This is a genomic window from Niveispirillum cyanobacteriorum, assembly GCF_002868735.1.
Classification (GTDB): Bacteria; Pseudomonadota; Alphaproteobacteria; order Azospirillales; family Azospirillaceae; genus Niveispirillum; species Niveispirillum cyanobacteriorum.
Window position 1 is genome coordinate 596647 of record NZ_CP025611.1, and the last position, 13670, is coordinate 610316.

Genomic DNA, 13670 nt, shown 5'->3' on the forward strand with positions numbered 1-13670 from the left:
AGGTCCTGGTTCCGGATCGCGAACGGGAAGGCAGGATCGTCAATGCCATTTTCTTCATTCACCGGATTGGCGTGCGATCATCCTGATCAATCAGATCAAGGATGAGACGCCGGTCCAACGCAAGTTCGGCCTTCAGGTGCCCGTAATGTTTTTGCACCAGCTTATTATAGGTCCCATTGTCGCGGACCTTATGCAGACCGCGCAGCAGCACCGGTGCCAGATGGCCAACTGACGGTGCCAGATAAAAGATGCTGTCGCGCCGGTAACGCAGCAGCAATCTCTTTTCGATCACCAGTTCGGGATGGGCCTGGGCATCGGCCATCACTTCCGATACGCCGCGCGGCATATAATCAATGGCGCGGTTGCCCGCCGCCAGCATCTTGAACAGAAGTCGCCAATCCGTGACATCACCGGATACAGGAAGGCTATTCTGGCGCCAGATATCGACATCCAGCCAATCCTTGCCCATCCCCGCGACCAGGCCCAATCGTGCGAAATCTTCCAGCCTGCGGATGTGATCAAAGGCTTTCTGGTCTCCTGGTCTGATCAGCAGGACGCGCTGCCCGATCAGGCCGCCGGTCAGGGGGAAATCGACGGGTATATATTGCCGGTCCCGCTCCGCCCCCCGCACCATCCACATGACGTCCAGATCACCGTTGCGCAGCATCATCTTGTACCGTTCCTTGCCCGGTCCGGCGATGCCTTGCAATTCGATTGGGTAATTCTCGGCCTGGAACGCGGCCTTCAGCACATCATGGAAGAACAGGTGGCTGCCTTCGCGGCTTTCGGCCATGCGCAGGATCGTCGGTTCCGCGGTGGCGGACCCGACCCAGCAGGCGATGGCAAGGGCCAAAGCCAGCATCCTGCTCATCCGCGAAAGCACGAAACGCCGCCTATGAAAAGAGAAACTGGGACTGATTCTGTAAGTTTACAGTTTCGACTGCGGATTTGGAATATTCGTGGATGCAACGCTCAACCCGGAACTTGGCACCAATGTCATCCCGCCGGACCATTTCGCCATTATCAGATGATGGCTGGCTTCAAGCGCCTGGTGGAATAAGCATCGCCGGGCCACCCGGTAGCCGGCACCATTCATCGGAGGGCAGCAGGAACTCGATAAGGGTGGCATCTTTGGGAAAGGCCGCCAGGGGGATGCTGAAGCCGCAATGCCCATCGCCGTGACCTGCGGCGGCGACGTCGCCGCGAAAGCTATTAGCCAGCAGATCACTCAGGGGCTGACCATCCACTTCCACCCGGAGGATGACGGGCCCCCGGCCGGGGTCATAGGCCCAGCCATGGATGGCATCATTGACGATACCATCAACCCATCCGCGGATGCGCCCGCCGGGCTTGTAGATGACGTCGCCATCATCTTGTTCGAAGGTCAGGATACTGTCCGGCCCTTCATGAAAGGCGCGCCAGCGGCGCTGTCGTTCCTCTGCGTCCATTGCCGCTGTGACCCGGGCCAAGGCTAGCACGCTAGCCCGGGTTCGGGCCGTCCCGCGCCAGGAAAGGGCCGGTGCCGGCGGCCAGGGTGCCGTACCCCGCAGGCAGGGGCCAAGGCGCTGCACCAGCCGCAGCAAGGCTGGCCATGTCAACTCATCCAGGCTGCGATGGCCGATGCCGGCGGGGATTGGAAATGCGTCAAAAGCCAATATGGGGCCGGCATCCAAGGCCGGCACCATCACATGAGCGGTAACGCCGAAAAGTGCCGCCCCCTCATACAGTGCCAGATGGTTTGCCGCCGAACCGGGATAGTCGGGTGGGGCTGCATGGAAATTCACGGCCCCCGCGTGGCATGCGGCCAGCAGCGATGCCGGTATCCGTTTGGCGAAACCGACGCTCGCCAACCGGATGGCAAAGCCATCGTGCCGGACCAGCTCTGTTTGCAGTTGCTGAAGGCTGGTGACAATGGTGGCGTCTGGCAGCAACGGGGCCAGCGATGGAGCCAGTGCCGCCGCGGTGGCCAGGATCAGATGATCCGGCACGACGGCGGCAAGGCTCCGATCGTCAGCCACGGCTTTCCTGCGCAAAGCGAACGGCTTCTTCAGCCGCCTTGAACAGGGCCTTGGCCTTGTTCACCGTCTCCTGATACTCGGCTTCCGGATCGCTGTCGGCGACCACACCGCCGCCGGCCTGCACATGCATGACACCGTCCTTTAGGACAGCAGTGCGTAGGGCGATGCAGGTATCCATGGTGCCATTGGCCGCGAAATAGCCGATGCAGCCACCATAAATGCCGCGCCGGGTCTTCTCCAACTCGTCAATGATCTCCATGGCTCGCACCTTGGGCGCACCCGATACGGTGCCGGCGGGGAAGCCGGCGACCAGCGCCTCAATCGGCGTGAACTTGGGGTTCAGTTTTCCTTCCACGTTCGAAACGATATGCATGACGTGGGAGTAATACTCGATGGTGAACTTTTCCGTTACCGTAACGGTCCCCGTGCGCGATACCCGGCCCACATCATTGCGGCCCAGATCCAGCAGCATCAGATGCTCTGCCAGTTCCTTGGGATCGGACAGCAGGTCGGCAGCCAGTTCCTTGTCCTCCGCCGCATCCTTGCCACGGCGGCGCGTGCCGGCGATGGGGCGGATGGTGACGGTGTCGTCTCGCAGGCGCACCAGAATTTCCGGGCTGGACCCGACAACCGACAAACCGCCGAAATCGAGGAAAAACAGGAAGGGTGAGGGGTTCAGGCGGCGCAGCGCGCGGTACAGCGCGAAGGGCGGCAGGGTGAAGGGCACGGAGAAACGCTGGCTGGGCACCACCTGGAATATGTCGCCGGCGCGGATATATTCCTTCGCCTTCTCCACGATCCCATAATATTCCTGCCGCGCCGTGTTCGACTCCGGTGCCGGAAGGGCCGTGAGGTCCAGGGTCGTTTCATAGGCGGCGGGCACCGGTCCTTGCAGATCGGCCACCGATTCCGCCAACCGGGCTTTGGCCGCGCCCAGCGCCTGTTCCGCCGGCACACCGGCCTGTGGGCGAACGGGCGTGATGACCGTCACGACATTCTCGATCCCATCGAAAACTGCCATGACCGTGGGGCGGATCATGATGCTGTCTTCGATGTCCAGGTTATTGGGGTTGCTGTCGGGCAGCTTTTCCATCAACCGGACCATGTCATAGCCGAGATAACCGAACAGACCCGCCGACATGGGCGGCAGCTCCGCTGGCAGGTCGATACGGCTTTCGTCCAGCAGCGCGGTCAGGGCCTTCAACGGGTCCTCGGCGCAAGGGATGAAGCTGTCGGGATCAACCGCCGCGTTGCGGTTGATCTCCGCCTTCGTGCCCCGGCAGCGCCAGATCAGGTCGGGCTTCAAGCCGATGATGGAATAACGCCCGCGCACCGACCCGCCAGTGACCGATTCCAACAGGAAAGCGTTGGGACGCCCGCGCACCAGCTTCAGCATGGCGGAAACGGGCGTGTCCAGATCGCTGACCAGCCGGGTCCAGAGCACCTGCGCCGCTCCGCTATCATAGGTGCGGATGAAGGTGCTGTCGTCCGGAAGGGTGCGCACGGGACTTACTCCTGCGTGGTGCGGTAAAGCTGGTTGATCAGGGTCTGGTTGATGGTCACGCCATAATGGGCGCGCAGGGCCGCCAGGTACTGGAGAACCAGTTCATCCTGCATGGCCTGGCCCGTAGCATTGGCCAACTGAGTCACCTGGGCGGCTGCCATCGGGTTGGCCGGGTCGGCGGCGATGATGCCGGTCAGCTTGACCACCACCACGCCCGTCGGCTTTTCACCGGTTGCGACATCGCCGACAGCACCACCGAACAGCGTCTGCTGGGCTGCGGCGGGTACGATCGCGCTGGGGGCACCGGCGCGCATCAGCGGATCGACATTCTGCACCAGGGCGCTGGGGATGCCGGATGCTGCTTCCTTGGCCGGCGTGCCGGCCTTCAGCTTGGCTGCGACGTCCTCGGCCTTCTTGCGTGCGGCGACCTGCTTCTGCTCCGCCTGCCAATCGCCCAGAACTAGTGATTTCACCTCGTCCAGCGGCTTCAAGGCTGCGGGGAACACGGCTTCGGCCTGCACCGCGAAGAAGGCATCAGACCCGGCCTCTTCCACGCTTCCGGTCTGACCGGACGCAACGGTAAAGCCCGAGGCGATGATCTTGTCGATGGCGGGCAGGTCGGCACCCTGGGCGACGCCGGCGGCATTGGCGCCACGGCTGTCGACCTTTTCCAGCTTCACGATGCGTGCACCCACGGTCTGGGCGGCCTCGGCCAAGGGCGTGCCGCCCGCCAGCTCGTCCTCCAGCTTGGTCGACAGCTCGAACAGCTTCTCCAGGGCCTTGTCCTGGCGGACCTTCTGCGCAACCTCGTCCTTCACCTCTTCCAGCTTGCGCTCGCCACCGGCCTGAACCTTGGTGACGGTGAAGATGTGGAAGCCGAAGGCGCTTTCCACGGGCCCGCCGGACGTGCCCTGGGCGGCGGCGAAGGCGGGCTCGGACAGTTCGGCGGGCAGGCCATCCTTCTGGACATCATCCAGGGTCACCGCCTCGACGCCGGCTTCCTTGGCGACATCCTCAATCTTCTTGCCGCCATTCACGTCTGCTAGGGCTTTGTCGGCGGCTTCCTTGCTGGGGAACACGGCCTGCGCGATGGAGCGCTTTTCAGGCGTGATATAGTCACCGGCATGGGCGTCGTAATATTCGCGCAGCGCCTCGTCCGTGACCTCGACATCCTTGGTCAGGGCTGCCGTTTCCAGCAGGGCCACGTTCAAGGTGCGGTATTCGGGGGCGGTGTAACGGACGGCCTTATCCTTGTGGAACGCCTCCAGCGTCGCCTGATCGGGCGACGGGGCGGCGGGCATGGCGTTGAACGGGATGGTCACAGCCTCGAACGTACGGCCTTCGAAACGGTACCGGAACAGCGCCTCGGCCAGCGTCTTGGACGCGGAAGCGCCGGCGGTGACGGCACCGATCAGATCGCTGCGGGCCATGTCGGAGCGCACATCCTCAACAAAGCCGGCCTCGGTCAACCCGTTCTGCTGTAACAGGGCGCGCATCAGGTTGGCGTCGAAATTGCCGAAACTGTCCTTGAAGGCGGGAACTTTCAGCACCTCGGCGCGCACGGTGTCATCCGCAATGCGCAGACCCAGATCCTCTGACGCCAACGCCAGCAGTTCCTTCTGAATCAGCTGTTCCAGCGCGCGGTCGCGCAGGCCGAACTGACGGGCCTGCTCCTCGGTAAATTCCGGGCCCACCATCTGCTTCATGCGGTTGAATTCAGCCCGGTAGGCCTGGTCCAGTTCCACGGGTGTGATTGAACGGTCGCCGACCTTGGCGACGCCGGTCTGTACCCCCTTGGTGACATCACCGATGCCCCAGACAGCGAAGCTGATGATCAGGGCCACGAACAGGATCTTGACGACCCAGGAGCCGGCGGTGCTGCGGATGATCTGGAGCATGGGGACGCTTGCGGTTCCATCGAATTGGTGCAGCGCCGCCCGCCGGAATGCGAACGGCACCGCCGGGCCACAACCCGGAAAGCGCGGCATCATAGGGAAGCCGCACCCTGGGGGCAAGTCCGGGGGGCGGGCAGGGGCCATGTCTTGTGCATCGGCCCATGACAACGCTGACCTTTTGGACAGCGGGGGCCGGCCCGCATAATGTTTCCTTACACATAAGGCTGGCGGACCGGGGGCAACCCGGCAGACATGGCCCGTGAAAAGAAGAGTAGAGGATGAAATGACCGCTCGCCGTTATCTGATTGCCGGCAATTGGAAGATGCATTGCCGGCGAAGCGATGGTGCTGCGCTGGCCGCCGATCTGGCCGCCCGCGTCGGGCTCACCGCCGATCCGCGATTCGACCTTCTGGTCTGTCCGCCCGCTACTATCATCAGTCCTGTAGCCCAATCTGTGGCCCGCAGCGCCGTTGCCGTTGGCGGGCAGGATTGCCATGCCCAGGTTCAAGGCGCCCATACCGGCGACATTGCCGCTGAAATGCTGGCTGATGCTGGAGCCAGCTTTGTCATTGTCGGCCATTCAGAACGCCGCACCAACCATGGTGAGAGCAGCGCCACCATCAAGGGGAAGGCCACCGCCGCCCTGCGCGCAGGCCTGACCGCTATCATCTGTGTGGGCGAGACAGAGGCGCAACGTGACGCGGGTCACGCGGAGTCTGTGGTTGCCGAACAGCTGACAGGCTCGATTCCCGATGGTGCGACCGCATCCAACAGCGTTATCGCCTATGAACCCGTCTGGGCCATCGGTACCGGTCGCACCCCGACCCTGACCGACATTGCAGCCATGCACGGCATGATCCGCGAAAAGCTGTCGGGTCTGGTCGCCGATCCGGATGCAGTCCGTATCCTTTATGGCGGCTCCGTCAAGCCGTCCAATGCCGCTGAAATCCTTGGGCTTGCCGATGTTGATGGCGCCTTGGTCGGGGGTGCCAGCCTGAAGGCTGATGATTTCTGGGCCATCGCGCAAGCCTGCCCTTGAGACTTCGCTATGGCGCGTTGTCGTGGGACCGGTTAATAAGCGTGACGGTTACATGACGCGGGTGCTTCCCGCTTCCCCCTGAAACGGGAAGCGGGTGGCCTTGCGTTTGGGCGCGTGATGCGCCATTTGCTACTGGTCAAGGATCGTGGGCTCCCACGGTCCGTTCCAATTGGTTGCAGGGATTGTTGGGATGCAAGAGGTAGTCCTGGTCGTGCATCTGCTGATCACGCTGGCGTTGATCGGCGTGGTTCTGGTGCAGAAGTCGGAAGGCGGCGGCCTGGGTGTCGGTGGCGGCACCATGGGTGGTTTCATGACCGCTCGCGGCAGCGCCAACCTGCTGACCCGGACCACCGCCATCCTGGCGGCCCTTTTCTTCTGCACCAGCCTGATTCTGGCCATCCTGGCCGGCACGGGCGGCAGCCAGAAGAGCATTTTCGACAAGGTGCCGGCCCCCGGCACCGAGGCTCCGGCGGCGCCCGCCGAGCCGGCCAAGCCGACGGTCCCCGTCGGCCAGTAAGGCCCTTCGGCGACAGGCCCGTATTATGGCGAGAGGCGGCAGACATGCCGCCTCTTTCCGTTAGGGCGTGAATATGGTGGAATGGGCATCCGTGCCCCGATGTGAAATCTCGACAAGGATTGGGCCGGAAGGACCCAACCTGTTGGCATGCTTGGCGAAGGTTAGGGTTCCATGACGCGCTTCATCTTCATCACCGGTGGTGTGGTTTCGTCGCTGGGCAAGGGTCTGGCTTCTGCCGCCCTTGGCGCGCTGTTGCAGGCACGCGGCTACAAGGTCCGCCTGCGCAAGCTGGACCCCTATCTGAATGTCGATCCCGGCACGATGAGCCCGTACCAGCATGGTGAGGTGTTCGTCACCGATGACGGTGCCGAAACTGACCTCGATCTCGGGCATTACGAGCGCTTCACTGGCGTGCATGCCACGAAGTCGGACAACATCACGACGGGCCGCATCTATTCCAATGTGCTGGCCAAGGAACGCCGGGGCGACTATCTGGGCGCCACGGTCCAGGTCATCCCGCATATCACCGATGCTATCAAGGACTTCATCGCCGCCGATCTGGATGGTGAGGATTTCGTGCTGTGCGAGGTCGGCGGCACCGTCGGCGACATCGAATCGCTGCCCTTCCTGGAGGCGATCCGCCAGTTCGGCAATGATCGCGGGTCGGAGAACGTGCTGTTCTGCCACGTCACCCTGGTGCCCTACATCCCCGCCGCCGGTGAGCTGAAGACGAAGCCGACCCAGCATTCGGTGAAGGAGCTGCTGTCGGTTGGTATCCAGCCGCAGATGCTGCTGTGCCGCGCCGATCGCGACATTCCGGAGAATGAGCGCCGGAAGATCGCGCAGTTCTGCAACATCAAGAAGGAATGCGTGATCGCCGCCCTGGATGTCGACACCATCTATCAGGTGCCGATTTCCTATCACGAGCAGGGCTTCGACACCGAAGTGCTGAAATATTTCGGGATGGCCGCCGACGGCGCGCCCGACCTGTCCCGCTGGGAAGAGATCGTACGCCGCGTGCGCAACCCGGAAGGCACTGTCACCATCGCCGTGGTCGGTAAGTATACCAGCCTGCTGGACGCCTATAAGTCGTTGGGCGAGGCGCTGACCCATGGCGGCATCGCCAACAACGTCAAGGTCAAGTTGGACTGGATCGACGCCGAGATATTCGAAAGCGGCGAGGCACTGGAACAGCTTGAGCATGTGCATGGCATTCTGGTGCCCGGCGGCTTTGGCGAGCGCGGGACCGAAGGCAAGATCCGCGCGGTGCAGTTCGCGCGCGAACACAAGATCCCCTATTTCGGCATCTGCTTCGGCATGCAGATGGCGGTGATCGAAAGCGCGCGTCACCTGGCCGGGCTGAAATATGCCGGCTCCACGGAATTCGGTCGTCCCGATCCCGCCGTCGTCGGTCTGATGACGGAATGGGTGCAGGGCAATCAGCTGGTGCAGCGTCAGGAAGGCGGCGATCTGGGCGGCACCATGCGCCTTGGCTCCTATAACTGCCACCTGCTGCCCGGCACGCGCGTCTGCGACATCTATGGCAGCGACGAGATCGTCGAGCGTCACCGCCATCGCTATGAAGTGAATATCAACTTCAAGGAAGCGCTGGAAAAGGTGGGCCTGAAATTCTCCGGCCTGTCGCCCGACGGCATCCTGCCGGAAATTGTTGAGCTGCCGGACCACCCCTGGTTCGTGGGCGTGCAGTTCCATCCGGAACTGAAGTCCAAGCCGTTTGACCCGCACCCGCTGTTCACCAGCTTCATTGGTGCTGCCATCGCGCAGAGCCGGTTGGTTTGATCAGATAGGACGTGAAAGGCCGGGGCGGGTGCGAACCTTCCCCGGCCTTCTTTATTTTCGGCCCCCGCCTGCCCATATGGCGGTGTAAAGGAGCATGCCATGACCCGCATCGTAACCGTCGGCCCGCTGTCGATTGCCAATGACCGGCCCTTCACCCTGATCGCCGGCCCGTGTCAGCTTGAAAGCCGTGACCATGCCTTTGCCATGGCGGGTGCGCTGTCGGAGTTGACGAAGAAGCTGGGCATCGGCCTGATCTACAAGACCAGCTTCGACAAGGCCAACCGCACCTCAGTCAGCGCGCAGCGCGGTCTGGGCATGGACCAGTCGCTGCCCATCCTGGCCGATATCCGTGATACGTTCGGCTGCCCGGTCCTGACCGACATTCATACCGCTGAACAATGCGCGCCAGTGGCAGAGGTGGTGGACGTGTTGCAGATCCCCGCTTTCCTGTGCCGTCAGACGGACCTGCTGCTGGCCGCCGGCGAGACGGGCAAGCCGATCAATGTGAAGAAGGGGCAGTTCCTGGCACCCTGGGACATGAAGAATGTCGCCGCCAAGATCGCGTCCACCGGTAATCACAACATCCTGCTGTGCGAACGCGGGGCCAGCTTCGGCTACAACACGCTGGTCAGCGACATGCGCTCCCTGCCCATCATGGCGCAGACGGGGTATCCCGTCGTCTATGACGCTACCCATTCGGTGCAGCAGCCGGGCGGGCAGGGTAGCAGCAGCGGCGGCCAGCGCGAATTCGTGCCTGTCCTGGCCCGCGCCGCCATAGCCATCGGTGTCGCGGCGGTTTTCATGGAGACGCATGAGAACCCCGATTGCGCGCCCAGCGATGGCCCCAATATGGTGCCGCTGGACCAGATGGAAGGCGTGTTGTCCACGCTCCTGGCGTTTGATCGCATCGCCAAGGCCAACCCGGTCAGCATCTGACCTTCCGCACCTTTGACAAAGCGCCTGCCTTTGCCCACCATCGGCTTATAACGAAAGGTGGGGCCCGCAACCCCACCGGTGGTGTGAGGAAGACGCAATCCATGTCCGTTCCGTCCCTGGGCCCCCGCAATGACCGGCGGGGCGGCCCCGTTTCCCGTTTCATTGGCCGTATGGGCCTGCGCCTGCTGGGCTGGCGTATCGCGGGCGCCTTTCCGAACTTGGAAAAGTTCGTGGTGATCGGTGCACCCCATACGTCCAACTATGATTTCTTCGTCGCCATGGCCACCATCCTGGCCACTGACCTGCGCATCCATATCCTGGGCAAGCACACGCTGTTCTGGGGTCCGTTGGGTCCCATCATGCGCTGGTGCGATGTGCTGCCGGTGGATCGCCGGTCGGCGCATGGGGTGGTGGGTGACTGCGTGGCCGCCATTGAAGCGGCGGAGAAGATGGTGGTCGGCGTCGCACCGGAGGGCACGCGCAACCCCAAACCGGGGGCCGGATGGAAGACAGGCTTCTGGCAAATTGCGCGACAGGCCGGCGTTCCGATCATACCTGTCGCGCTGGATTATGCGACGCGCACGATCCGTATCGGGGAGCCGTTGGAGACGACGGAGAGCCTGGAGGCCGATTTCGCCTTGCTTTCCGCCTTCTATGCAGGGGTGCAGGGGGCGAAGCGGCAGCTTCCCATGACCATCCCAATCGGTGGGACACGGCCGGCGGAGCCGGCGGGCACAGCGGGGTAGCAAAAGCGTCCCTTGTCGAGGGGCGGCATCTGGCGTTATGCCCTTCATCCCGTATTTACCCTTTTCGGGTTCACGGCATCCAAGCCCACGGAAAAGAGAGGCCCCATGTCCGCCATCATCGACATTCACGCGCGCGAAATCCTCGACAGCCGCGGCAACCCGACTGTTGAGGTTGAGGTTCGTCTGGAATCCGGCGCCTTTGGCCGGGCCGCCGTTCCGTCGGGCGCCTCCACCGGTGCGCATGAAGCCGTCGAACTGCGCGATGGCGACAAGGCCCGGTACCTGGGCAAGGGTGTGCTGAAGGCCGTTGAGGCTGTGAATGGCGAGATCGCCGACACGCTGGTCGGGCTGGAAAGCACCGATCAGGTCGCCATCGATCAGGCCATGATCGACCTGGACGGCACGCCGAACAAGGGCCGCCTGGGTGCTAACGCCATCCTGGGCGTGTCTATGGCCGTCGCCAAGGCGTCTGCTGATGAGCTGGACCTGCCGCTCTATCGCTATGTCGGTGGGGCCAATGCCCGCATTCTGCCGGTGCCGATGATGAACATCATCAATGGCGGCGCCCATGCCGATAACCCCATCGATATCCAGGAATTCATGGTGATGCCGGTTGGTGCGGAAACCTGCGCCGAAGCCATCCGCGTGGGTGCGGAGATTTTCCACGCCCTGAAGAAGAAGCTGAAGGCCGCCGGCCATAACACCGCCGTGGGCGATGAGGGCGGCTTCGCCCCCAACCTGTCCTCGACCACTGAGGCGCTGGACTTCATCGTTGCCGCCATTTCGGACGCCGGTTACAAGGCCGGTGAGAATGTGCTGCTGGCACTGGACGCTGCTTCGACCGAATTCTTCAAGAACGGCAAGTATGAGCTGGAAGGCGAGGGCAAGAGCCTGACCCCGGCCGAAATGGTCGCCTACTGGGCCGATCTGGTGTCGAAGTACCCGATCGTCTCCATTGAGGACGGCATGGCCGAGGATGATTGGGAAGGTTGGAAGCTGCTGACCGATACCATTGGCGGCAAGGTGCAACTGGTTGGCGACGACCTGTTCGTGACCAACCCGGCCCGCCTGTCCGATGGCATCAAGAAGGGCGTTGGCAACTCCATCCTGGTGAAGGTCAACCAGATCGGCACTCTGACGGAGACGCTGGAAGCCGTCCGTATCGCGCAGAATGCCGGCTATACCGCCGTCCTGTCGCACCGTTCGGGTGAGACCGAGGACAGCACCATCGCCGACCTGGCTGTCGCCACGAACTGCGGTCAGATCAAGACCGGCTCCCTGTCGCGCTCCGACCGGATCGCCAAGTACAACCAGCTGATCCGCATTGAGGAAGGCCTGGGCGTGGCGTCCGTCTATCCCGGCCGCTCCGCGCTGAAGCGCGGCTGATCAACGATCGGTCGCAGAGTTGAGAAAGGGCGGTCCCACGGGGCCGCCCTTTTTGTTTGGCCGTAGGTCAGGTCGAGGCGAAGCCTCGCCCTGCCGGAAAAGGCCTTCGATCCATATCTGTCAGCGCTCGCGCTGCGCGCTCGACCTGACCTGCTGCCCCCCGACCCCCTAACCCTTTCGGCCATACCCTTCTGATTCAGCGTGATTTTTCGTCGCGTTTCCACCTTTGTCATTGACCGCGCGACTCGGGCTGTGATTCCATCCGGTCATGACGACGATCCGCACCCTCCGCTCCGCCCTTGGCCGCACCGTCCGACAGGTTGTCGGGCCGATGATTGGCGTGTCCGTCGTGGCCTACTTCGCCTATCACACGGTGCATGGTGATCGCGGCCTTGTGGCGCTGACTCACCTGCAAAGCGAGGTTGCCCGCGCACAATCGACCCTGGATCAGGTGCGCGGTGAGCGGGAAGAGATGGAGCGCCGGGCCAGCCAGCTGCGCCCCGACAATCTGGACCCCGACCTTCTGGAGGAACGGGCGCGTGCCGTCCTGAACCAGTCGCACCCTGACGATATGGTAATCCTCCTTCCGCGACGCTCTGCCACGCAGTCCACGCAGGGCAATCCCGACCAAGGTCGGTAAGTTGCTGAAAATAAGGCGATTAGCCTAAATCAGGTTAACGCTGATTTTCTCAAGTAAAACAATCTTTTGCACTGCACACTCCTTGCGCTCCGCGGATAGTGGCGATACCTCTTATCGCATCGCACAGCGATCACGCTATTCCGCAACCCCCATCCCTGGGAGGAGCCCGTGGCAGTCACCAAGCGCCGCAGCACCCGTACAGCGGCCCCCGCGGCCCCGGCCTTGCCGAGCAAGGACGAGCTTATCCGCTATTACCGCGAAATGCTGTTGATCCGCCGTTTTGAAGAAAAGGCGGGGCAACTGTACGGCATGGGCCTGATCGGTGGTTTCTGCCACCTCTATATCGGTCAGGAAGCCGTCGTCGTTGGTATCCAGGCCGCCATGCGGGAAGGCGACAGCGTCATCACCTCCTACCGCGATCACGGCCATATGCTGGCCTGCGGCATGGAAAGCCGGGGTGTGATGGCCGAACTGACGGGCCGTGCCGGTGGTTATTCCAAGGGCAAGGGCGGCTCGATGCATATGTTCAGCCGTGAGAAGCGTTTCTACGGCGGCCATGGCATCGTCGCGGCGCAGGTGCCGATCGGCGCCGGTCTGGGTTTTGCGCACAAGTATCTGGGCGATGGCGGCCTGAACGCCTGTTACATGGGCGACGGCGCCATCAACCAGGGCCAGGTGTACGAGACGTTCAACATGGCAGCGCTTTGGAAGCTGCCGACCCTGTTCGTCATCGAGAACAACAAGTACGCCATGGGTACCGCCCAGGCCCGCGCGTCCGCCGGTGAGCTGTTTGAGCGCGGCAGCGCCTACGGCATTCCGGGCTATCAGGTCAACGGCATGGACGTGCTGGAGGTGAAGGCGGCGGCTGACAAGGCTGTGGCCCATATCCGCGCCGGCAACGGCCCCGTCATCCTGGAAATGAAGACCTACCGCTATCGCGGGCATTCCATGTCCGATCCGGCCAAGTACCGGACGAAGGAAGAGGTCAACAAGATGCGGTCGGAAAGCGATCCGATCGACAATCTGAAGAAGCTGCTGCTGGATCAGGGCATCACCGACGAGGAAGCCTTGAAGGTGATCGACCGCGAGGTGAAGGATATCGTCACCGACGCGGCCGAATTCGCCACCACCAGCCCCGAGCCCGATCCGTCCGAACTGTGGACGGACGTTCTGGTCGAAGCCTGATCAG

12 protein-coding genes are annotated in these 13670 nt (G+C 62.8%); 8 read left to right on the plus strand and 4 right to left on the minus strand.

The window, feature by feature from the left end:
- Nucleotides 1–58: 58 nt before the first annotated feature.
- The 4 genes from C0V82_RS02585 to C0V82_RS02600 all read right to left on the minus strand — a co-directional run bounded on the left by C0V82_RS02585 (nt 59) and on the right by C0V82_RS02600 (nt 5420).
- Complete coding sequence (locus C0V82_RS02585; protein ID WP_102110999.1) at nt 59–862, minus strand: hypothetical protein; 804 nt, start codon at nt 860–862, stop codon at nt 59–61.
- Between the two features lie 178 nt (nt 863–1040).
- Nucleotides 1041–2018, minus strand: coding sequence for a formyltransferase family protein (locus C0V82_RS02590; protein ID WP_158659695.1), 978 nt, complete (start codon nt 2016–2018; stop codon nt 1041–1043).
- Nucleotides 2011–3522, minus strand: coding sequence for an anthranilate synthase component I (gene trpE, locus C0V82_RS02595; protein WP_102111001.1), 1512 nt, complete (start codon nt 3520–3522; stop codon nt 2011–2013). The genes C0V82_RS02590 and trpE overlap by 8 nt, the downstream gene beginning before the upstream one ends.
- 5 nt (nt 3523–3527) lie before the next feature.
- The gene (locus tag C0V82_RS02600; RefSeq protein WP_158659696.1) at nt 3528–5420 is read right to left on the minus strand and encodes a peptidylprolyl isomerase; all 1893 of its coding nucleotides are present in this window, start codon (nt 5418–5420) and stop codon (nt 3528–3530) included.
- A gap of 280 nt (nt 5421–5700) precedes the next feature.
- Between C0V82_RS02600 and tpiA the strand changes: the two genes are divergently transcribed.
- The 8 genes from tpiA to pdhA all read left to right on the plus strand — a co-directional run bounded on the left by tpiA (nt 5701) and on the right by pdhA (nt 13666).
- Nucleotides 5701–6456 (plus strand): triose-phosphate isomerase, encoded by a 756-nt coding sequence (gene tpiA / locus C0V82_RS02605; RefSeq protein WP_102111003.1) that lies wholly within the window; start codon nt 5701–5703, stop codon nt 6454–6456.
- A gap of 190 nt (nt 6457–6646) precedes the next feature.
- On the plus strand, nt 6647–6973 hold the full coding sequence (gene secG, locus C0V82_RS02610) for a preprotein translocase subunit SecG (RefSeq protein WP_102111004.1): 327 nt from the start codon (nt 6647–6649) through the stop codon (nt 6971–6973).
- 171 nt (nt 6974–7144) lie between these two features.
- The gene (locus C0V82_RS02615) at nt 7145–8773 is read left to right on the plus strand and encodes a CTP synthase (protein WP_102111005.1); all 1629 of its coding nucleotides are present in this window, start codon (nt 7145–7147) and stop codon (nt 8771–8773) included.
- Between the two features lie 99 nt (nt 8774–8872).
- Nucleotides 8873–9709 carry a 3-deoxy-8-phosphooctulonate synthase gene (kdsA, locus tag C0V82_RS02620; RefSeq protein WP_102111006.1) on the plus strand — a complete coding sequence of 279 codons (837 nt, stop codon included), beginning with the start codon at nt 8873–8875 and terminating at the stop codon, nt 9707–9709.
- A gap of 101 nt (nt 9710–9810) precedes the next feature.
- Nucleotides 9811–10455, plus strand: a complete 645-nt coding sequence (locus C0V82_RS02625; RefSeq protein WP_102111007.1) for a lysophospholipid acyltransferase family protein — start codon at nt 9811–9813, stop codon at nt 10453–10455.
- 105 nt (nt 10456–10560) lie between these two features.
- On the plus strand, nt 10561–11841 hold the full coding sequence (gene eno / locus C0V82_RS02630) for a phosphopyruvate hydratase (RefSeq protein ID WP_102111008.1): 1281 nt from the start codon (nt 10561–10563) through the stop codon (nt 11839–11841).
- A gap of 268 nt (nt 11842–12109) precedes the next feature.
- Entirely contained in the window at nt 12110–12481 is a 372-nt protein-coding gene (locus tag C0V82_RS02635) for an FtsB family cell division protein (protein WP_245924128.1), read from the plus strand.
- A gap of 168 nt (nt 12482–12649) precedes the next feature.
- A complete protein-coding gene (gene pdhA, locus C0V82_RS02640) occupies nt 12650–13666 on the plus strand; it encodes a pyruvate dehydrogenase (acetyl-transferring) E1 component subunit alpha (protein WP_102111009.1) in 1017 nt (338 codons plus the stop codon).
- Nucleotides 13667–13670 lie beyond the last annotated feature (4 nt).